The following is a 19,685-nucleotide window of genomic DNA, read 5'->3' as shown; positions in this document are numbered from 1 at the left end:
CGGTAGATGTCAACCTGTGTGGAGTCATTTTGTGGCGGGTTGGGGTCCGGTGGAGTTGATTCCTGACCAGTTCGGGGCGGGTGGGGCGGTTGGTGGTTGGCGGAATCGGTCTGGGTGTTCGGTGTAGTAGGCGTCGAGTGCTTGTTGCCGGCGGCGGTGGGTTTCTCGCCAGGATCCGTCGTGGACGTCGTTGGGTGTGTAGAGGCTGATGCCGCTGTGGCGGTGGTGGTTGTTGTACCAGTCGGTGTAGGTGGTGACGTAGTCGCGGGCGTCGTTGAGGGTTTCGAAGATGCCGGGGAAATGTTTGCGGTGTTTGAGGGTTCGGAACTCTGACTCGGAGTACGGGTTGTCGTTAGAGACGCTGGGACGTGAGTGCGATTCGTTGATCTTGTTGTTGCCGAGCATGGTTTTCATGGCATCGGAGCGCATCGCTGATCCTGAATCTGCGTGTACCCATTGGGGTTTGGTTCCTTCTGTGGTGAATGCGGTTTCGAACATTTCCACTGCCATGTAGTCGAGTTCACGGTTTTCGACGCGGTTGGCGATGATCTTGCGGGAGAAGATGTCGATGATTGAGTACACCTTGAATGCTTGTCCGCGGTAAGGGGCTTTGAAGTCGGTGATATCCCAGGACCAGATTTGGTTCGGTCCGGTGGCCAGCAGTACAGGTTTTTCGCGGGGCCCGGTTTTGGTGCGGTGGGTTTTGACTGGTCGCTGTGATTGTTCCAAGGCTGCGGCGTAGCGCCACCAGGTGCGGCGTGAGCCGACTGTTATGCCCTGGTCCCAGGCGGTGGCGTAGGCCTGGTCGACGGAGTCGCCGCGCGTCCAGGCCCGTAGTACGTGCTCCTCGATCGTGGTGATCTCGGTCAGATTCAGTGCGTGTGGTTGGTGGCGTTGGGGGTGTGAGATCGGGTTGCTCACCCGGTTTCGGGGGCGTTGGCGGTATTGCCAGGTTGACCGTGAAATATTCAGTACGGCAAGGGCTTTGCGTTGGCTCATCCCGGGTAACTGTGCAAGTAGGGTGACCAGCATGTTTTCGGAGGTCAGGAACTGGGTGGCTCGGGTGGAGTGGGGGTGTCGTCGGGCGTGTGCTCGCTCCACTTGTGCATGAGCCCGATAGCTTTTCCCAACGCGTCGTTGGCCGCTCGTAAGGAGGAGTTTTCCTCGTGGAGTTCGGCCAGTTGCGCGTCGTGTTCGCGTTGTTGTTGGGTCAGGAGTTTTTCCAGATCCTCAAGTCGAGCAGGGTGGCTGGTCATTCCTCGAGTCTTGCGAGGTACGAGGTCGCGGTCAAGGTCGCCGTGGAGATAGGCGCTGCGCCAGCGTGCTAACTGTCGGAGGCTGAACGGTTTGTCCTGCAGCCAGGCGGTCTTGCTGCCGTGGCGCTGTTGCAGGTAATCGAGGACGAACTCTCGTTTCTCATCGGTGGTGAAGGCGAGCATCGGGCTTCCTCTCGGTGCGGTGACTCACCTTGAGGCTGACACGGAGGGGTGTCGGCACTTTCGGCACGGTGAACGGTGATTTCGGCACGCTCGACGGGCGGTTCGGCACGCTCGACGGTGGGCGTTCAGTGGGGGCCGATGCTCTCCCAGAGGAACTCGTAGGCGAGTGCTGATTTGAAGGCCGCCTGCTTGTTGTCGGCGGCGCCGCCGTGGCCGCCCTCGATGTTCTCGTAGTAACTCACCGAATGTCCCAGTTCCTCCATGCGGGCGACGAACTTGCGGGCGTGACCGGGATGGACGCGATCGTCGCGTGTCGAGGTCGTCATCAGCAGCTTGGGATAGTCGACGTCACGGCGAAGTAGTTGATATGGGGAGTATTTCGAGATGAACTCCCACTGCTCCGGATCGTCGGGGTCGCCGTATTCGGCCACCCAGGAGGCGCCGGCGAGTAGCAGGTGGTAGCGCTTCATGTCGAGCAATGGGACCTGGCAGACCAAGGCGCCGAACAGTTCCGGGTAGCTGGTCAGCATCACGCCCATCAGCAGTCCGCCGTTGGACCCGCCCTGTGCCGCCAGTTGTTCACTGGTGGTCAGGCCGCGCGCGATCAGATCCTTGGCGACACTGGCGAAGTCCTCGTAGACGAGATGGCGGCCGGCGAGCTGGGCCTGGGTGTGCCATGTCGGTCCGTATTCACCGCCGCCTCGGATGTTGGCGATCACGTAGATGCCGCCGCGCTCCACCCAGCTGCGCCCGGAGACCGCGCCGTAGCTCGGTGTCAGCGAGTTCTCGAACCCGCCGTAGCCGTACAGCAGGGTCGGTCCCGAATCCACGTCGTCGCGTTTGACCACGAAGTACGGAATTTTCGTTCCATCGTCCGACGTCGAGAAGTGTTGGGATGCAGTGACATTGCTGGTGTCGAACAACGCCGGTGACTGTTTGATCGGGGCGACGCCGTCGGTACTCGTCCCGTGCAGCAGGCTCGGCGGGGTGGTGAAGCTGCTGGCCGACAGGAACAGTTCGTCGCTGTGGTCGGCGTCGGTGTCCAGGACCGAGATGGTCGCCAGCTCCGGAAGGCCGGCGAGCTCGGAGACCGACCAGTCCGACAGCGACAGCAGACGCACCTGTGTCTGCACGTCACGCAAGGTCACCAGCACCAGATGCTTGGACGTGAAGGAGAAGTTCTGCAGACTGGTGTGGTCGTCGGGCGAGAACAGCACGGTCGCTTCCCGATCCCCGGCCAGGTACGCGTCGTGGTCGAAGACCAGGAGCGTTCCGGTCGGGTATGTCTGCGAATCGCCCAGTTCCCAGGGCGAACGGGTGAACACCAGCAGCCACTGACGGTGAACGCTGGTGTGTGCGTCGGTGGGGACATCGATCAGCGTCGGTTCCGTGCCGTCGGCGAGGAGATAGAACTCCTGGTGGAAGAAGTCGGTCGACCGGACGACGAAGTGCCGTTCGAAACCGGGGGTGTCGTCGTACATCGCCTGTACCGCAACGTCTTCAACAGATCCAGCGAAGACGGTTTCCGCAGATTCCAGTGGGGTTCCGCGGGTCCAGCGCTTGACGACGCGGGGGTATCCGGAGTTGGTCAGCGCCGGTTGGCCGTCCGAGTGGGTTCCGAAATCGGTGCCGACGTAGACGGTGTCGTTGTCGATCCAGTCGATGTCGGATTTGTTCTCCGGCAGGGTGAACCCGCCGTCGGCGGCGTCGACCCAGGTCCGCGAGACCATGTCGAACTCGCGTACGACCGAGGCGTCGGCGCCACCACGCGAGAGCAGGATCAGCGCCCGCTCATGGGCCGGACGCAGAACCAGGGCACTTTTCCAGACCCAGTTCTCGTCTTCGGCGGCGGCGACCGCGTCGAGATCGATCAGTACATCCCATTCGGGGGAGTCGGTGCGGTACTGCTCCAACGTGGTGCGGCGCCACAGCCCACGCGGGTTGGCGGCATCACGCCAGTAGTTGTAGAGGTGGTCGCCGCGGCGTCGGACGTACGCAATGCGGTCGTCGGTGTCGAAGACCTCGAGGGCGGCGGCTTCTAGTTCAGAGAAACGGGTTGCGGTGGTCAGCCGATCCAGGGTGGGCTGATTGTGCTCACGCACCCAGGTCAGGGCGTCATCGCCGGTCACATCTTCGAGCCAGAGGTACGGGTCGGAATCACTCACGCCGACCAGTCTGCCGCACCCGACCTCTCGGTGTTCACCAGCGGTCCGGAGGCGCCGGGACCCAGGCGGGCCGCCATGACCGCGAGATTCATGCGCAGGATCTCCAGGGCCAGCGACGAGTCGATGGTCGAGAGGGTGTCACGTTCGCTGTGCACATCGGTGTTGGACCGGTCATCGGCCTCGATGGTCAGGACCGCCGGGATTCCGGCGTCGATGAACGGCACGTGGTCACTGGCGAACGGGTTCAGCGACGTGGTCACCGACAGCTCCGTGTAGGTGGCCGCGGCCGTGACCAGGTCGTTCATCAGCGTTTGCGAGTTCTGTCCGCCTTCGATCATGACCCCGAGGGCGGGTGAGTTCTTCCGGCCGATCATGTCCATGTTGATGACGGTGGTCATCCGGTCCCGCGCCTGCGGTGCGAGCGCGGCGACGTATTCGGTGCTGCCCAGCAGGCCCTGTTCTTCGCCGCCGAACAAGATGAGCACCACATCGTGCTGCCATGTGTGGCCCGCCAGGACGACCCCGAGTTCCAGCACCCCCGCCGACCCCGAGGCGTTGTCGTCGGCGCCCGGTGCCGGAAGCGAACGTCCGGCTTCGTTGACCGAATCCAGGTGGGCGGTGGCCAGGATCAGGTCACGGGGTTCGGGGCCGCTTCCGGGCAGGTGCGCGATGAGGTTCGCACTCGATTCGGAGCCGACCGCCACCGGCGTGCGGTAGACGGTGTATCCGGCACCGTCGAGTTCGACGGCCGCGAACAACATCGTGGACCCGAACTCCGGACTCAGCGAATGTCGGGTCAGCGGGGCGGCGATGGTTGTCAGGAAGCGGTCGTAGCGCGGGCGCGACAGGGCAGAGAGCAATGCGGCGATCTCTGGATCGGGCATGGCCCTGACCATCGGTGGGTGTTCGATCATCGGTGCGATTCGCATCGCCGCCGATCGTCGGCAGGTGCGTTCACGTCCGGCTTCGACGGTGTCCTCGGTCGGCATCACAGGGTTCCTTTCAGTGCCGGCGTCTCATGGCCGCCGGACCTCGATCCGGTCACTGTCGCGGTGAACGATCTCGGGTGCCGGAGCTCCGGTCGATTCGTGCAGCCGCTGCCCGGGTACGTCGTCGCGGCCGAGTCCGAGCTCGACCACCGATCCGTCGGGTTCGAGTTCGATGCCGCGCCGGCCCCTGGCCGGTGGGAACTCGAAACCGTCGGGGCGGTAGACGGCCACGTCGTCGTGGTCTTCTTCGAAGGAGTGCCACCAGCGCTGTTGGGCCACGGGGGTCACAGCACCGGAGTGGGCGACGTCGGGGCGGCGGCCTGGGCGCTTCCAGCCGCCACCAGCGCGGCCCGGGCGGTGTCGAGGCTGGCCCGCATCCGACTGACCTGCCCTGCGGTGAACATCATCATCGAGTCGTCGTCGGTGTAGTCCATGTAATCCATGAACAGATCGCCGTGCGGGGCGTTGTTGCAGCTGACATGGGGATAGGTCGGCTTGCCGGTGTTCTCGCGGCCCTGGTTGGGGGTGTCGGAGACCTCGTCGGTGCCGCCGCAGCCGCTCCCGTCGTCGCCCCAGATGTGGAACAGGTTGAGGTAGTGCCCGATTTCGTGGGTGGCCGTGCGACCGAGATCGAACGGCGCTGTGGCGGTTCCGGTGGTGCCGAACGCGGTGTGGGTGATCACCACACCGTCGGTGTCCGCGGGACCGCCGGGGAATTGTGCGTACCCGAGCAGTCCACCACCGAGTAGCCCGACCCAGACGTTGAGATACCGGTCGGTGGGCCAGGCGTCGATGCCACCACTGGCGGTGAATTTGATGGCATTGTCGGAATCAAAGCTCGGGAGTGTGGTCGAGGTGCGGGTGATACCGGTCGTCGGGCTGCCCGTCGGGTCGACGGTGGCCAGGGAGAACTCCACGTGAGCGTCGCCGATCCGGTCCTTGAAGAACTCCGGGACCCGGTCGATGTCGTCGTTGGTGGCCCGGAAGTCGCGGTTGAGAACCTCTATCTGGCTGTGTATCTGCGCATCTGAGATGTTCTCGGCGTCTGTCCGGGCAACCACATGCACCACCACCGGGATGTGGACCATCTCGGTACTGAGCCGTTCGAGGGCTTCGAGTTCGATGGTTGTGTTCTCGAGTTCGGCCCGCGCCCGACGGTAATCTGCCGACTCGGTGAGCAATCTGCGGTGTTCGGGCATTGCCCCGCAGCGGCGGGTGGTCGGGGGTTCGATGGTGGTCATGATGTTCTCCGATCAGAGGATGAGGTCTGCTGTGCGGATGAGTTCTCGTGCGATGTGGGAGCTTTCGATGTGCTCCAGCGGATCGGAACCGAGGTAGGCGCTCAGGTCGAGGCCGGCTGCGGTGGCGATCCGGCGGACCGGAACCTGGTAGGTACGGTACGCCCCGAAGGCAAAAGCTTCAGGCGCGGTGGCGAATTCGTCCAGAAGCGCCTCCTGGCTCAGCAAGTAGCCGGTGGACGACAGTGTGCCATCGGTTTTGACCATCGTCGCGACCTTCCAGAACTGCTTCGGAAGTTTGAACCCGCGGTAGGACGGGTCGTCGTCGGCGAATATCGGCCCGGTCAGGACACTGACCTTGAGGGCGTTGTTCTGTGCGCTACGCAGCAGATGGTCCTCCAGCCCCACCCACAATGTCCGGCCCGCATTGAAATCGTGGTGTTGCGGCGTGCAATTGGTGAAGTGGAAGGTGTCGTCGTTGGCGGCCTTCGCTTGCGGACCCCACGCCGGGTCGAGACGGCGTACGAGGTGCCCGCGGTCGAGGGGGTTGTCGCGGTAGAGGGCTTCGTCGGTCTGTGCGTCGGCGCCGATCCGCGGATCACGAATCCACCGGTCCGACTCCCGGGGCGGATCGTTCGCCTGACCACCGTCGATGTTGACCGCGGTGAACAAGGCCATCCGGCGCACACGGTGCATCACGACGCTGAAGTGGTGGTACCGAAGTTCTTCCGAAGCAACCTGTTTGATGGCCTCGGGCAGAACGGGCAACGGTACCGGCCGGGTGAGGAAACCGGGGTCGTAGCCACCGCGGGTGTTGTAGTCGGGGTCGATGGTGACCGCCTCGGTGCCGGTGTTCACGGTGCCCGCATCCGCCCGGATCGTGGTGGCGCTGCCGTTGAGATGCACGGTGATCTCCACCGGGAGCCGGATCGTCGTGGCCGTGTTCGCGAAGTGTGCCTCGCCGTGGTCCGATTGCCCGGCGCCGGGGATGTGCACCGGGGCCGGCGGCGGCGGGTCGTCGCCGAGTAGGGCGCCGGCGAGTTCGGTCTGCGCGGCGGTCAGGGGCTGTGCCCGCAGGTGGGCCAGGATGCTGCTGACGCGTACCCCTTCGTTGAGGAACCCGCCGAACTGCGTCTGCTGCGGGGCGGGCACGCCGGCATGGTGCAGCGCAACAACTTCCCACTGGTCGTTGAACACCGGGGAACCGGATGATCCGGGTTCTGTGTCGGCGGAGTAGTGGACGAAGCCCTCGGCGATGTCGACGAGTTTGTTCTCACGCAAGACGATCTGCTTCTTTCGACCACCGGGATGCTGGATGATGGTGACGGATTCACCGACGATCACCGTGCCCTGCGCCGAGGTGAGCCGGTTGTACCCGTATGGCGCCAGTCCTGCCGCCGGAGCGTCGACGGCAACCAGCGCGAAGTCCCGTTGGCGGTCTGCGAGGAAGAAGCGGTCGGGTGCAAAGGCGAATGAGTTGCCGGACAGCGCAACCCCGCCCACCCCGTCCTGGTAGTTGAACTCGATCCGACTCGTCCGGGCCGTCTCGGCGTCCGGCAGCACATGGTGATTGGTCAGGAGCAGTGAGGGGGCGACGAGGAATCCGGTGCCGAACCCGCGCGATCGGCCGGAGCCGACCCCGATGTTCACCCGGCCCACCGATCGCGCCGAGATCACGCCTTCGTCGAGGTATCGGATGCCCAAGAAATCAGGAGCGTTGATGATCTTCTCGAGGTCGGCGCCCTTCATGTCGAGCGCATCAGCGGCTCGGACCACTCCCGCGGCGATCGTGGGTTCGGGTGCCAGGGACGCCGAGCCGGGTGCGTAATAGCGGGCGATCCGGGCCAGGCGGTTGGTGATCCGCGCCGACGAGTCCGCGTCGGCCAGGGCGCCCCGCGCCACCGCATCCTCGTTGCCGCTGCGTTTGCCCTGGCGCTCGGCGATCCTTCGCGTGGCGGCGTCGATCTGAAGTCGATACTCGGAATCGAATGCGTCCAGGTGTGACTGCGTCAGCTCATCGGATTGCGTCTGGATGATCGTCATGGCATGTCCTCGTCGAGTTCGGGTCGAGGTGTTCGGGCGCCGAGGTGGAGGCGTGGTTCGACGATCCCGCGATCCGGCAGTCCGCGCGCGCGTAGTCCGCTACCCGAATCCGTCACCCGGCACTACGTGACCTGCCTCGAGGACGCGTCGATTCATGGGGTTGCCGATCGTCATTGCAGTGTTGGACCGCAACAAAGCGGCCCACAATGGACGAAACCAAAGGAGGCCGATGATGCGATACGCACTACTTCTGAGCAACCGTGAGCCCGGTGAAGGCGAGATCTCCGAAGCGGAGTGGGCCGAGTGTCAGGACGCTTTCGGTGTCTACGGCAACGCACTTGCCGCCGCCGGGGTCCTCGTGGCCGGCGAGATCCTGCAACCGGTGGGGGCGACCACCACGCTGACCCGACGGGACGGCAGCCTGCAGATCCAGGACGGCCCGTTCGCCGACACGAAGGAGGCCTTGGCCGGGGTCTTCGTGATCGACGTCCCCGACCTCGATGCCGCGCTCGCGTGGGCCGAGAAGAACCCGGGCGCCCAGTACGGCGTCATCGAGGTGCGCCCGGTCGGGATCTCGCTGGTGGACGGGCACTGGGTCTGAACCATGCCCGAGTCCGGGTCTGAGGTGGACGTACGCGCGGCCATGTCCGCGCGTACGTCCTACGGCCGGTTGCTGGCATTGCTGGCCGCCGCCGACGGCGACGTGCCTGCTGCCGAGGACGCGTTGGCCGACGCCTTCGAGCGGGCTCTGACGCACTGGCCGCACGCGGGGGTGCCCGACAACCCGGACGGGTGGATTCTCGCGGTCGCGCGCAATCGCCAACGGGATCGGTGGAAGTCTGCCGCCTACCGAAATTCGGTTGTGCTGGAAGAGGATCGACATGCCGGTGTGCACCTCGACGTCGTCGATCCCGACGTGATCGGGGACAACCGGCTGGCACTGATGTTGGTGTGTGCGCACCCGGCGATCAACCCGGCGGTGCACACCCCGCTGATGTTGAACACCGTGCTCGGGTTCACCTCCGAACAGATCGGCCGGGCACTGGCGATCCCCACCGCGACGCTGGCCGGGCGTCTGGTTCGGGCAAAACGACGGATCAAGCAGGCCCGCATACCTTTCCGGATCCCGGACCGTACAGTGCTGGCGCAGCGGATGCCGGCCGTCGCCGAAGCCGTCTATGGCACGTTTGCCATCGACTGGCACAGCAGCGGAACTCAGCGCAGAGACGATTTGGCGACCGAAGCACTGTATTTGGCCGAGACGCTGGCCGCCCTGGCGCCGGCGGACGATCGGGAGATCTCGGCCGAGGCGCATGGGCTCGCGGCACTGATCTGCCTGTCCAATGCGCGACTCCCGGCCCGGTACAGCCCGACCGGCGCATTGGTCCCGCTGGCCGAACAGGATGTGACGCGGTGGGATGTCGGCCTCATCGCACGGGGGCAGGAGCATTTACGGACGGCGCACAGATGCGGTGTGCTCGGACGCTTCCAGCTCGAGGCTGCGATCGAATCCGTGCACATCGCGCGGCGAGAGCTGGGAACCACCGATTGGTGGGCACTGCGCGACCTGTATCGGGTACTCGACACGGTGGCACCGACTCTGGGCAGCACCGTCGCATTGGCCGCGGTGACGGCGGAGGTCGACGGCCCGGCGGCCGGGCTGGACGTACTCGAGCAGGTTGCCGACCGGACCGGCCGCTTTCAGCCGGCCTGGAGCACCCGCGCCCACCTGCTCGGGCAACTCGGCAGAACAACGCAGGCCCGGGATGCGTTCGCCAAGGCCATTTCTCTGACCATCGATCCCGCGCAGCGTCACGAACTCGAACGGCGGCGCGGCGAACTCAGCTGACCGCCTCGGCTTCGGAGACCTCACCGGTACGGACCGGGCACCGGGTACGCGAGTAGATGGTCGGCATGCACAGGTTGCAGTGCACACATTTGGACACCGTCGTCGGGTCGGCCTCGATGCGCAGAAGGAGGTCGGGCTCACGCAGGAGTGCGCGACCCATCGCGACGAAGTCAAAGCCCTCGGCGAGTGCGAGATCCATCGATGCACGGTCGGTGATGCCGCCCAACAGGATCAGTGGCATCGACACGGCCGCGCGCAACTGGCGAGAGAGGGGCAGCAGGTAGGCCGGCTCGTAGTCGTACTTCTTCAGGAAGAACGGGGCGACCGCTTTGAGGCCCAAGCGCATCGCGCCGCGGAAGGCGTCGGCGAACTCCTTGCGGGGCACGTCGCCGTGGAACAGGTACATCGGGTTGAGCAGTGAACTACCCGCGGTGGGTTCGATGGCATCGAGGTAGCCGTCGGACTCGAACATCCGGCCGACCTCGCATGCCTCGTCGACACCGAACGATCCGGGGAAGCCGTCGTACATCCCGAGTTTCGCCCAGATCGCGACATCGTCACCGACCTCGTCCCGCACCGCTTCGCTGATCTCGCGGCAAAAGCGTGCCCGGTTGACCAGCGAACCGCCGTACTCGTCGCGCCGGCGGTTGAGCAGCGGGCTCAGGAAACTACTCGCGAGATAGCTGTGACCGAAATGGAGTTCGAGTCCGTCGAAGCCGCTGTCGACCGCGAGCCGGGCGGCCCGCCGGTACTTCGACACGGAGTCGGCGATGTCATCGGTCGTCAGCTTCTTACACAACGACATGCCCATGGGCGCCGGAATGCGGGACGGTCCATGGGCTTTGGCCTGATTGGAGATGGAGTTCGCAACCGGACCGGCATGCCCGAGCTGCGCAGCGGCGAGGGCACCCTCGGCGTGAATGGCCTCGGTCAGGTCGATCAGACCGGGCACGGCCTCCGGGCGCATCCAGATCTGGTGGCGGTCGGTGCGGCCTTCCGGCGAGATCGCGCAGTAGGCGACGGTGTTCATCGCGACACCGCCTGCGGCAACTTCCCGGTGGAACTCGATGAGTTCAGGAGTCACCAGGGCATCGGGTGTGGCGCCCTCAAACGTGGCGCACTTGATGATCCGGTTGCGGAGTTTGAGCGGACCGAGGGACGCGGGGGCAAACGGTGTGGGCTGCACTCTGCTGAGGGTATCCGCCATCGGATCGGTGAACAAGAACAGGTTCTAGTCCCGGCCGCCCGGGTGATTCCATCCGACTGCGGTCGGGTGACGAATAGAGCGTGGAGGTCCGATCCGGGCGACCGGGTGGACGCCGCCATGAATGGTGTGTCGGGGACTGTGGACGCAAGGGATGTGGCATGAAAGCGCAGCGCAAGGTGCATCTCGAGGTCTGTGACCCGGGCCGCGACGATGGACTCGAGGCACTGCCCGCCGACCCCGATGCCCAGGAGTTCGCCGACGGTGGTCGCGGATACGCCGCGCTGATGTCACCGCCGGACCGTTGGTTGTGGATCCCGGCGGGGTGATCGCCGACCGGGCGCCTGCGTCCCATTCACATGAAATCAGGCCCTGGCTAGGGGGATCTGTCAGCACGCCGTAGTGCAGAGACGTAGGGTAGAGCGCGTGGCTGAACACTTTGACACAGTTGTCCTTGGCGGAGGTCCGGGAGGTTACGTCGCTGCGATCCGGTCGGCGCAACTCGGGGCCAAAACTGCCGTAATCGAAGAGAAGTACTGGGGCGGTGTCTGCCTGAACGTGGGCTGCATCCCGTCCAAGGCGTTGCTGCGCAACGCCGAGCTGGCACATATCTTCAACCATCAGGCGAAGACCTTCGGGATGTCGGGGGACGTGACCTTCGATTTCGGCGCTGCGTTTGATCGCAGCCGTCAGGTCGCGGACCGGATGGTCAAGGGTGTCCACTTCCTGATGAAGAAGAACAAGATCACCGAGATCGACGGATACGGTCAGTTCACCGATGCGAAGACCATCAAGGTCGGCGACCGCGAGATCACGTTCGACAACGCGATCATCAGCACCGGCTCGGTGGTGAAGCTTCTGCCCGGCGTGGAACTGTCCGACAACGTCGTCACCTACGAGGATCAGATCCTCACCCGCGAACTCCCCGGCTCGATCGTGATCGTCGGCGCCGGCGCCATCGGCATGGAGTTCGGCTACGTGCTCGCCAACTACGGGGTCGACGTCACCATCGTCGAGTTCCTCGACCGTGTGCTTCCGAACGAAGACAAAGACGCGTCGAAGGAGCTGGCCAAGGCCTACAAGAAGCTCGGGATCAAGATCCTCACCTCCACCAAGGTGCAGTCGATCGATGACCAGGGTTCGAAGGTCGTCGTCAAGTACGTCGACGCCAAGGACAACGCCGGTGAGCTCACGGTCGACAAGGTCCTGATGTCGGTCGGCTTCGCGCCGCGTGTCGAAGGCTTCGGCCTCGACAAGACCGGCGTGGAGTTGACCGATCGTGGTGCCATCGCGATCGACGACCACATGCGCACCAACGTCGACGGCATCTACGCCATCGGCGACGTCACCGCGAAGCTGATGCTCGCGCACGTGGCCGAGGCCCAGGGCGTCATCGCTGCCGAGACCATCGGCGGAGCCGAGACGATGATCATCGACGACTACCGGATGATGCCGCGGGCGACGTTCTGTCAGCCGCAGGTCGCCTCCTTCGGTCTCACCGAGGACCAGGCCAACGACGAGGGTTTCGACGTGAAGGTCACCACCTTCCCGTTCTCCGCCAACGGCAAGGCGCACGGCCTCGGCGAACCCACCGGTTTCGTCAAGCTCATCACCGACAAGACCAACGATGAGCTGCTCGGCGGACATCTGGTCGGCGACAACGTCTCCGAGATGCTGCCCGAGCTGACACTGGCCCAGAAGTGGGACCTGACGGCCAAGGAACTGGCCCGCAACGTCCACACCCATCCGACGATGAGTGAGGCCATGCAGGAAACCTTCCATGGCGCCATCGGTCATATGATCAACCTGTAGTTTTTCATGACTGATGAAGGGCCCGGCGACAATTCGCCGGGCCCTTCATTCATTTCCCGGCTCTGGACACCGCCGGGTCCACTGGATCTGCGGGCCACATTGGGTTTGCATCGTCGCGGTAGTGGCGATCCGTCCACCAGGTTCGCCCCGAACGGTTCGATCTGGCGGGCGGTCCATACCCCGGACGGTCCCGGGACCCTCGCTGTTTCACCTCACGGTGCCGAGGTGCTGGGACGGGCGTGGGGTCCGGGTGGACCGTGGTTGCTCGAGCATCTGCCGAAAATGCTTGGCAGCGAGGACAACCCGGAGGAGTTCGTCGCCCACCACGCGGTCATCGCCAAGCTCGCCCGGCAGGGGCGAGGTTTGCGCATCGGACGCACGGATCGGGTCTGGGAGTCGCTGGCGGCCGGGGTGCTCGAGCAGAAGGTCACCGGCGCCGAGGCCTGGCGGTCATGGCGTTACATCCTGAAGAAGTACGGCGAACCGGCGCCGGGCGCGCCGAGTATGAGGGTGCCGCCGCCGCAACAGGTCTGGCGTGAGATCCCGCAGTGGGAATGGCATGCCAGTGGCGCGGAGCCGGCACGACGACGGACAATCGTCTCCGCCGCCGGCTACGACGTGGAGCGCAAGGCCGATCGACTGCAGCTGCTGCGTGGGATCGGGCCATGGACGGCAGCGCAGACCAGGGTTCGCGCGGTCGGGGATGCCGATGCGGTGCCGGTCGGCGACTTCCACTATCCGTCGATGGTCGGCGGCGCGCTCATCGGCAAACGGGTCGACGACGACGGGATGCTCGAACTCCTCGAACCCTATGCCGGACATCGCTATCGGGTGATCCGCCTGATCGAGTTGTACATGCCGATGCCGGCCCGGCGGGCTCCCCGGATGCCGACCCGCGACTACCGGGACCTCTGACCGAGCGCCCACCCCGCACCACCGTCGACCGTGCCGATATCGCCGTCGAGCGTGCCGAAATCACCGTCGAGCGTGCCCAAGCGGTCAACGGTATGCGCCGCGATCGCGTAGATGGTGCTCGATTTCGCGCAGCAGATCGTCGGGCTCGTCCCGCATGCGTTCTGCCGTGACCCGGATGTTGACCCATCCCAACCGCCTCAACTTCGCATCCCTGGCCGCGTCGTGTGCCTTCTGCTCGGCTGATCCGTGGAAGTCGATGCCGTCGAACTCGATGCCTATCTTGAAACGCCGATACCCGAGGTCGAGGCGCGCGAATTCGTAACCGCGCTCGTCGAGCACGCCGATCTGGCCTTCCGGACGAGGCAGCTCGCCGTCGATGATCAGCAGCCGAAGCCAACTTTCCGGGGGTGATTCGGACAAGGTGTCGATGTGGGGCATGAGGCCGCGGATCTGTCTGATGCCGCGGGTATCGGGATGATCGACGATGTACCGCCAAAGCGAACGGAGGTCGAGTCCGGTGGCCTTGACGAGGTCGTCCAGATGGCCCAGCGCGCGCCACCGGGGTGGTCGCCGGCCCAGGTCATAGGCGGTACGCAGCGCTGTCGTGATCCGGCGTCCGTCGATCAGTGTGATGTCGGTGGGGGCCAGATCCGCGCGGACGACCCGGATGCCGCCCCGGCAGCGCCCCTGTCCGGTGGGGTGACGACTGATCTCGACCGGGGAATCGTCGTCGAACCACCTCATTCCGTGGAGGAATGCGGCCGACAGGCCAGACAGTGCCGCGGTCGGGCCCGCGCGGAGCAGAGCGGCGTCGATCAGGTCGAGCGGCCCCAACGTCTTCGCGGAGTTGATCAGGACTCCGCGGTGAAGTCGCCGGTAGTCCCTCTCCATCATCCGACGAGTGATGCCATCCGGAAGTGGGGCGTCGGGGCCCCAGAACGGATTGTCGCCAAGTGTCATACCAGTGTCGACGCCGACAATCGCTGCGTGGTTCCGGTCACTTCCGGCCTGTGGACAACTTCGGCACGGTCGATGGTTGTTTTGGCACGGTCGACGGTGATATCGGCACGGTCGGCGGAGGTCTGGGTGCTGGTCAGACGCCCCTGCGCGCACTGTCGGAGTGGCAGGGCACCATGGGGACATGACCACTGGAATCACCGCCACCCGCGAGCAGGCTCAGACCATCCTCGAGCAGCTGGCCGGACCCGACGCCACGCTGCGCGACGACCAGTGGACGGCCATCGAGGCGCTGGTGGTCCAACGACGACGGGCGCTGGTGGTCCAACGGACCGGCTGGGGCAAGTCGGCCGTGTACTTCATCGCCGCCAAGTTGCTGCGGGCCGAAGGTCGGGGCGCGACCGTCATCGTGTCGCCGTTGCTCGCCCTGATGCGTAACCAGGTCGCCTCGGCGGAGCGGGCCGGGGTGAAGGCGGCGACGATCAACTCGGGCAACGTCACCGAATGGGACGACATCCATGAGCGGGTGAACAGTGGCGACCTCGACGTACTGCTCGTCAGTCCCGAGCGACTCAACAATCCGGACTTCCGCGACAACGTCCTGCCCGCACTCGCCGCCGACGCCGGACTGGTGGTGGTCGACGAAGCGCACTGTGTGTCCGACTGGGGCCACGATTTCCGGCCCGACTATCGCCGGATCCGGACTCTGGTCGCCGAGTTGGGCACCGATGTGCCGGTCCTGGCCACCACCGCGACCGCCAATGATCGCGTCGTCGACGACGTCGCAGCCCAGCTCGGTGTCGGTGGCGGCGACACGCTGGTGTTGCGCGGTGGGCTCGATCGGGAGTCACTGCATCTGTCGGTGGTGAAGGTGCCCACGTCGGCCGAGCGGGTGGCATGGCTTGCCGCCCATATTGATTCGATCGAGGGGTCGGGCATCATCTACACCCTCACGGTGGCCGCCGCCCGCGACGTCGCAACGCTGCTCACCGACCTGGGACACAAGGTCGCCGCGTACACCGGCGCCACCGATTCGGGGGAGCGGGAACAACTCGAAGCCGACCTGATGGCCAACCGGGTCAAGGCGCTGGTCGCAACCTCCGCGCTCGGGATGGGTTTCGACAAACCCGACCTCGGCTTTGTCATCCATCTCGGCGCTCCGTCGTCGCCGATCGCCTACTACCAGCAGGTGGGCCGTGCCGGCCGTTCGACGGCCAGTGCCGAGGTGATCTTGCTACCAGGCAGTGAAGACCAGGAGATCTGGCGATACTTCGCGTCGGTGGCGTTCCCCCCGGAAGCGTTGGTGCGCAGGGTGATCGAGGTCCTCGATACCGACCGTCCACAGTCCACCCAGGCACTCGAGCCGCTGGTCGACCTGGGCCGCTCGCGGTTGGAGATGGTTCTGAAGGTGCTCGACGTCGACGGTGCGGTCAGGCGGGTGAAGGGCGGTTGGCTCGGGACCGGTCAGCCATGGGCGTATGACGAGGACCGCTACGAGAAACTGGAGATGGCCCGCAAGCGCGAGCAGCAGGCGATGCTCGACTATCAGAACACCCCCAACTGTCGGATGGCGTTCCTGCGCGCCCAGCTGGACGATCCCGACCTGGTGCCCGACAGCAAATGTGGACGCTGCGACAACTGTGCGGGACAACGGTATTCGCCGTCCGTCGACAACAAATCCCTCGAGGCGGCGCGGGAACAGCTGCAACGCCCGGGTGTGGAACTGGCTCCACGTAAGCAGTGGCCGTCCGGGATGAAGAAGCTGGGGGTCGACCTGTCGGGGAAGATCTCCGATGGTCCGTCGATGGGGCGCGTGATCGGCCGACTCAGTGACCTGGGCTGGGGAAACCGCCTGCGCCGACTCCTCGATGAGCCCGATGCGCCGGCTCCCGAAGAGGTGCTGCGCGGCGCGGTGGCCGTCCTGGCCGCATGGCCGTGGCAGACCCGACCGACCGCCATCATGGGCCTCGACTCGGATACGCACCCCATCCTGATCGGCTCTGTCGTCGACCGGCTCTCCGAACTGGGCCGTCTGACCAACCTCGGGACGTTGCGGTACTCACCGGAACACCGCCCGGTCACGGCGGCCAACTCGGCGTACCGGGTTGCGGCCCTGGCTGATGCGTGGACGGATCCGGACCCTGCGGTGATCGCGCAACTCGCCGGCCCGGTGCTCCTGGTCGACGACCTCGCCGACACCGGGTGGACGATGACGATGGCGGCGCGTCAACTCCGTCGCGCCGGCGTCACCGAGGTGCTGCCGTTTGCGCTGGCGAGTACCAACTGAGGGTGTATCACCGGTGATACACTTGGGTATGGAGAGCGTGACAGTTCGCGCGTTGCGAAACCACGGTGGCGAAGTCTTGGACAAGGTCCTTCGCGGTGAGAGCCTCGTGGTGACCAGGGACGGTAAGGAAGTCGCGGAATTGATCCCCCGGCGGCGGTCACCGGTGACCACCGTGGAGTTGATCGCGCGGCGACGCACCCTCCCGCCGATTGATCCCGAACAGTTCCGGCGGGACCTCGATGACACCATCGATTCGTCGCTGTGAGTACCGGCGAGCCCGTGCAGACCGATGAACGCGGGTTGCTTGACACTTCGACAGTGATCCTGCTCGGGCGCCTGACGGATATCGACGAACTGCCGGCGCACTGCGAGATCAGCGCGGTGACTCTGGCAGAGTTGTCGGTGGGCCCGCATGTCGCTGCGACACCAGCGGAACGGTCCGGCCGCCAAGCCCATCTCCAGCAAGCCGAAGCCGACTTCGACGCCGTTCCGTTTGACGCCGCCTCAGCTCGGGCGTTCGGACGGGTGGCGGCGTCGTTGCGGCAAGCCGGCCGAAAGCCGTCCGCTCGGGCGTACGACGCGCTCATCGCGGCAACTGCGATTGCCCACGGATTGCCGCTCTATACCTGCAATCCGAGCGATTTTGCGGGTATCGATGACCTGGATCTGCGCCCCGTTACGCACCCCGACGGTCCTGCGACGAGTGGCTCCGAGCACTGACCACCGTTCCGCGGCTCTTCGAGTCGCCGGGCTTTTCGGTCAGCGCAGGTGGAGCCGCATCAGCACTCGGGGATGACCGGCCAGTACCGAGGTGGTGTCGGCGGCGTGGGTGAAGCCGGCGCGTTCGAAGTTCTTCCGGATCCCGGCGTACGCCATCGTCAGGTCGACCTTGGCATCACCGTTGTCGAGCGGGTACGCCTCGATCGCCGTCGCTCCTTGGGCGCGGGCGAACTCGACCGCTCCGGTGATCAGGGCGTGCGAGATCCCCTGTTTGCGATGACCGGGGCGGACACGGATGCACCACAGCGACCAGACCGGCAGGTCGTCGACATGCGGGATCTTGCGGTTGCGTGCGAAGGAGGTCTCCGAGCGCGGCGCCACGGCGGCCCAGCCGACCGGCTCGTCACCGTCGTAGGCGAGGACCCCCGGCGGCGGGTCGGCACGGCACAGCTCGGCGACGTACTCACCGCGGGCCGGCCCGCGAAGCTCGTTGTTGAGCTTGGACGGGATCCGGTAGCTCAGGCACCAGCAGACGTTGGCACCCGGCGACTTCGGTCCGAGCAGGGTGCGGACATCTTCGAAGTCTGAAGCCGGACGAACGTCAATGGTCATGGCGTTGGAGTCTGGGGAAGTTGGCCGGCAGTCGATCGGTCCGGATCCTGAATCCGGGCGAAGGGCTTCGCTGCCTCGAGTTCGAAAGCGAGCTCGAGCAGGGTGCGTTCGTCACCGTGGGCGGCGGAGAGTTGGACTCCGATGGGCAGTCCATCCCTGGTGCGCCCCATGGGCAATGAGATGGCCGGACCGCCGGCGGCATTGTTCAGGGGTGTGAAGCTGACGTAGTTGACCAGTCGCGGGAACATCACCTCGAATCCGGCAGCGGGGGAGAGGTAGCCGAGTTCGGGTGTGGTGTGGCCGACGACGGGTGAGAGTGTCACCTCGAGATCGGAGAACGCTGCGCGATACTGCTTTTCGCTGCGTTTCAATCCGCGGATCGATGCCGGCGTCAGCCACGGTCGGCGCAGGAAGTCGCGGGCCAACCCGGCTGTGAGTGGGTCGACCTTGGTTCTGTCGAACCGGTCTCCGGTCACCTGCTTGCCGAAATACTTCGAGGAGAACGCCAGCAGCGCCCAATAGTGGACGAAGTCGCGGACGAACGTCTGATCGGTGGGGACCGCGACCTCTGAAACGTCATGACCGAGCGAGGTCAACAGCTCCGCCGTCTGCAGAACGGCATCTCTGGTTTCTGCATCGGTGGGGTCGCCGACGATGGAATTGGTGATCAGACCGATTCGCAACCGACGATCTGACGGACCTTCGACCTGCCCGATCGGCTTCAACTTCTTTGCAGGCCGGTACATTTCGATGGCAGCGGCGAACGCTGCGGTGTCCCGTACGGTGCGCGTCAGAGCGCCGTTGGACACGATGTCGACCGGCATGGCCTTGCCCTGCATCGACCGCACCTCGCGGCCGCGGGTCATCTTCAGTCCCACCAGGCCGCACGCCGCGGCGGGGATCCGGATCGAGCCACCTCCGTCGTTGGCGTGGGCGATCGGAACGACTCCGGCGGCCACCATTGCGGCCGAACCGCCGGACGATGCACCCGACGAGTACCCGGTGTGCCAGGGGTTCCGGGTGGGCGGCAGGTCAACGAATTCGGTGGTGGCGTTGAAGCCGAACTCGGGCAGGGTGGTTTTGCCGAGCACGGTCATGCCGGTCGACAGGTACTGGTCGGCGTAGGGCTCGTTGGCCGTCTTCGGTGTGGGACGGACGGCCTGTGAACCGAACGCTGTCGGTAGACCGGCAATGTGGGTGTTGTCTTTGACGAAGGTCGGCACTCCGGCGAGCACGCCACGTGCCGGACGATCGGAAGCGGCGAGCGCGCGGTCGAAATCGCGCACGACCAAGGCATTGAGGTCTGGATTCACCTGTTCTGCCCGGACGATGGCGGCTTCGGCGGCCTCGCGGGCGCTGATCTCGCCGGCCGCGATGGCGGCGGCCAGGGACACTGCGTCATGCTCGCCCAGTGCATCGTCGGTGAACGCGTGGACGTGGGTGCGATCGGCCATG

At 65.4% G+C, this 19,685-nt stretch carries 19 protein-coding genes; 8 read left to right on the top strand and 11 right to left on the bottom strand.

Translation table 11 applies throughout. From position 1 onward, the window contains the following. Positions 1-24: 24 nt before the first annotated feature. The 7 genes from AC51GR_RS13015 to AC51GR_RS12985 form a co-directional block, all read right to left on the bottom strand. Positions 25-921 carry a transposase gene (locus AC51GR_RS13015; protein WP_496324072.1) on the bottom strand — a complete coding sequence of 299 codons (897 nt, stop codon included), beginning with the start codon at positions 919-921 and terminating at the stop codon, positions 25-27. Positions 922-1,043: 122 nt separating this feature from the next. Continuing rightward, positions 1,044-1,439, bottom strand: coding sequence for a hypothetical protein (locus AC51GR_RS13010; RefSeq protein WP_496324071.1), 396 nt, complete (start codon positions 1,437-1,439; stop codon positions 1,044-1,046). Positions 1,440-1,564: 125 nt separating this feature from the next. Next, positions 1,565-3,604, bottom strand: a complete 2,040-nt coding sequence (locus AC51GR_RS13005) for a prolyl oligopeptidase family serine peptidase (protein ID WP_496325046.1) — start codon at positions 3,602-3,604, stop codon at positions 1,565-1,567. Further along, on the bottom strand, positions 3,601-4,593 hold the full coding sequence (locus tag AC51GR_RS13000; RefSeq protein WP_496325045.1) for a M28 family metallopeptidase: 993 nt from the start codon (positions 4,591-4,593) through the stop codon (positions 3,601-3,603). Before AC51GR_RS13000 ends, AC51GR_RS13005 begins: the two co-directional genes overlap by 4 nt. A gap of 27 nt (positions 4,594-4,620) precedes the next feature. Continuing rightward, on the bottom strand, positions 4,621-4,872 hold the full coding sequence (locus AC51GR_RS12995) for a hypothetical protein (protein WP_496325044.1): 252 nt from the start codon (positions 4,870-4,872) through the stop codon (positions 4,621-4,623). A gap of 5 nt (positions 4,873-4,877) precedes the next feature. Next, positions 4,878-5,834: a M43 family zinc metalloprotease gene (locus AC51GR_RS12990; protein ID WP_496325043.1), complete on the bottom strand. Its 957-nt coding sequence runs from the start codon at positions 5,832-5,834 to the stop codon at positions 4,878-4,880. A gap of 12 nt (positions 5,835-5,846) precedes the next feature. Then, positions 5,847-7,874 (bottom strand): DNA/RNA non-specific endonuclease, encoded by a 2,028-nt coding sequence (locus AC51GR_RS12985; RefSeq protein WP_496325042.1) that lies wholly within the window; start codon positions 7,872-7,874, stop codon positions 5,847-5,849. A gap of 232 nt (positions 7,875-8,106) precedes the next feature. Here AC51GR_RS12985 and AC51GR_RS12980 point away from each other — a divergent pair, with 232 nt between their 5' ends. Continuing rightward, a complete protein-coding gene (locus AC51GR_RS12980; protein WP_496325072.1) occupies positions 8,107-8,475 on the top strand; it encodes a YciI family protein in 369 nt (122 codons plus the stop codon). A 3-nt stretch (positions 8,476-8,478) separates the two neighbouring features. Further along, the gene (locus tag AC51GR_RS12975; protein WP_496325041.1) at positions 8,479-9,723 is read left to right on the top strand and encodes an RNA polymerase sigma factor; all 1,245 of its coding nucleotides are present in this window, start codon (positions 8,479-8,481) and stop codon (positions 9,721-9,723) included. On the opposite strand, the gene AC51GR_RS12970 is transcribed toward AC51GR_RS12975, so the two are convergent. Continuing rightward, complete coding sequence (locus AC51GR_RS12970) at positions 9,716-10,930, bottom strand: NADH:flavin oxidoreductase (protein ID WP_496325040.1); 1,215 nt, start codon at positions 10,928-10,930, stop codon at positions 9,716-9,718. The two genes, AC51GR_RS12975 and AC51GR_RS12970, sit on opposite strands and share 8 nt — an antisense overlap. A 158-nt stretch (positions 10,931-11,088) precedes the next feature. Here AC51GR_RS12970 and AC51GR_RS12965 point away from each other — a divergent pair, with 158 nt between their 5' ends. The 3 genes from AC51GR_RS12965 to AC51GR_RS12955 all read left to right on the top strand — a co-directional run bounded on the left by AC51GR_RS12965 (position 11,089) and on the right by AC51GR_RS12955 (position 13,654). Continuing rightward, a complete protein-coding gene (locus tag AC51GR_RS12965; RefSeq protein ID WP_496325039.1) occupies positions 11,089-11,256 on the top strand; it encodes a hypothetical protein in 168 nt (55 codons plus the stop codon). A gap of 97 nt (positions 11,257-11,353) precedes the next feature. Further along, positions 11,354-12,739: a dihydrolipoyl dehydrogenase gene (lpdA, locus tag AC51GR_RS12960; protein ID WP_496325038.1), complete on the top strand. Its 1,386-nt coding sequence runs from the start codon at positions 11,354-11,356 to the stop codon at positions 12,737-12,739. A 6-nt stretch (positions 12,740-12,745) separates the two neighbouring features. Further along, positions 12,746-13,654 carry a DNA-3-methyladenine glycosylase family protein gene (locus tag AC51GR_RS12955; protein ID WP_496325037.1) on the top strand — a complete coding sequence of 303 codons (909 nt, stop codon included), beginning with the start codon at positions 12,746-12,748 and terminating at the stop codon, positions 13,652-13,654. Between the two features lie 84 nt (positions 13,655-13,738). Here the strand turns inward: AC51GR_RS12955 and AC51GR_RS12950 are convergent, their stop codons facing one another. Continuing rightward, complete coding sequence (locus AC51GR_RS12950) at positions 13,739-14,614, bottom strand: type IV toxin-antitoxin system AbiEi family antitoxin (protein ID WP_496325036.1); 876 nt, start codon at positions 14,612-14,614, stop codon at positions 13,739-13,741. A 181-nt stretch (positions 14,615-14,795) separates the two neighbouring features. On the opposite strand from AC51GR_RS12950, the gene AC51GR_RS12945 reads away from it, so the two are divergent. Genes AC51GR_RS12945 through AC51GR_RS12935 form a run of 3 tightly spaced genes read left to right on the top strand, consistent with a single transcriptional unit; the run spans position 14,796 to position 17,618 of the window. Continuing rightward, entirely contained in the window at positions 14,796-16,898 is a 2,103-nt protein-coding gene (locus AC51GR_RS12945) for a RecQ family ATP-dependent DNA helicase (RefSeq protein WP_496325035.1), read from the top strand. A gap of 28 nt (positions 16,899-16,926) precedes the next feature. After that, positions 16,927-17,163, top strand: a complete 237-nt coding sequence (locus AC51GR_RS12940) for a type II toxin-antitoxin system Phd/YefM family antitoxin (RefSeq protein ID WP_496325034.1) — start codon at positions 16,927-16,929, stop codon at positions 17,161-17,163. Further along, positions 17,160-17,618: a type II toxin-antitoxin system VapC family toxin gene (locus AC51GR_RS12935; RefSeq protein ID WP_496325033.1), complete on the top strand. Its 459-nt coding sequence runs from the start codon at positions 17,160-17,162 to the stop codon at positions 17,616-17,618. Before AC51GR_RS12940 ends, AC51GR_RS12935 begins: the two co-directional genes overlap by 4 nt. A gap of 39 nt (positions 17,619-17,657) precedes the next feature. On the opposite strand, the gene AC51GR_RS12930 is transcribed toward AC51GR_RS12935, so the two are convergent. Both AC51GR_RS12930 and AC51GR_RS12925 read right to left on the bottom strand, forming a co-directional pair. Continuing rightward, positions 17,658-18,230 carry a GNAT family N-acetyltransferase gene (locus AC51GR_RS12930; RefSeq protein WP_496325032.1) on the bottom strand — a complete coding sequence of 191 codons (573 nt, stop codon included), beginning with the start codon at positions 18,228-18,230 and terminating at the stop codon, positions 17,658-17,660. After that, positions 18,227-19,684 carry an amidase gene (locus tag AC51GR_RS12925; RefSeq protein ID WP_496325031.1) on the bottom strand — a complete coding sequence of 486 codons (1,458 nt, stop codon included), beginning with the start codon at positions 19,682-19,684 and terminating at the stop codon, positions 18,227-18,229. Before AC51GR_RS12925 ends, AC51GR_RS12930 begins: the two co-directional genes overlap by 4 nt. Position 19,685 lies beyond the last annotated feature (1 nt).

The organism is Williamsia sp. z71 (genome assembly GCF_059553375.1).
The sequence above is the reverse complement of the archived record's forward strand: the minus strand, read 5'-3'. Positions and strand labels throughout refer to the sequence as shown.

Excerpts from the sequence above, each read along its gene's own strand:
- AC51GR_RS12930 (WP_496325032.1), bottom strand. The coding sequence starts at position 18,230 with ATGACCATTGACGTTCGTCCGGCTTCAGACTTCGAAGATGTCCGCACC.
- AC51GR_RS13000 (WP_496325045.1), bottom strand. The coding sequence starts at position 4,593 with ATGCCGACCGAGGACACCGTCGAAGCCGGACGTGAACGCACCTGCCGA.
- AC51GR_RS12985 (WP_496325042.1), bottom strand. The coding sequence starts at position 7,874 with ATGACGATCATCCAGACGCAATCCGATGAGCTGACGCAGTCACACCTG.
- AC51GR_RS12945 (WP_496325035.1), top strand. The coding sequence starts at position 14,796 with ATGACCACTGGAATCACCGCCACCCGCGAGCAGGCTCAGACCATCCTC.
- AC51GR_RS12980 (WP_496325072.1), top strand. The coding sequence starts at position 8,107 with ATGCGATACGCACTACTTCTGAGCAACCGTGAGCCCGGTGAAGGCGAG.
- AC51GR_RS12990 (WP_496325043.1), bottom strand. The coding sequence starts at position 5,834 with ATGACCACCATCGAACCCCCGACCACCCGCCGCTGCGGGGCAATGCCC.
- AC51GR_RS12965 (WP_496325039.1), top strand. The coding sequence starts at position 11,089 with ATGAAAGCGCAGCGCAAGGTGCATCTCGAGGTCTGTGACCCGGGCCGC.
- AC51GR_RS12950 (WP_496325036.1), bottom strand. The coding sequence starts at position 14,614 with ATGACACTTGGCGACAATCCGTTCTGGGGCCCCGACGCCCCACTTCCG.
- AC51GR_RS12970 (WP_496325040.1), bottom strand. The coding sequence starts at position 10,930 with ATGGCGGATACCCTCAGCAGAGTGCAGCCCACACCGTTTGCCCCCGCG.
- AC51GR_RS12975 (WP_496325041.1), top strand. The coding sequence starts at position 8,479 with ATGCCCGAGTCCGGGTCTGAGGTGGACGTACGCGCGGCCATGTCCGCG.
- AC51GR_RS12925 (WP_496325031.1), bottom strand. The coding sequence starts at position 19,684 with ATGGCCGATCGCACCCACGTCCACGCGTTCACCGACGATGCACTGGGC.
- AC51GR_RS12940 (WP_496325034.1), top strand. The coding sequence starts at position 16,927 with ATGGAGAGCGTGACAGTTCGCGCGTTGCGAAACCACGGTGGCGAAGTC.
- AC51GR_RS13010 (WP_496324071.1), bottom strand. The coding sequence starts at position 1,439 with ATGCTCGCCTTCACCACCGATGAGAAACGAGAGTTCGTCCTCGATTAC.
- AC51GR_RS12955 (WP_496325037.1), top strand. The coding sequence starts at position 12,746 with ATGACTGATGAAGGGCCCGGCGACAATTCGCCGGGCCCTTCATTCATT.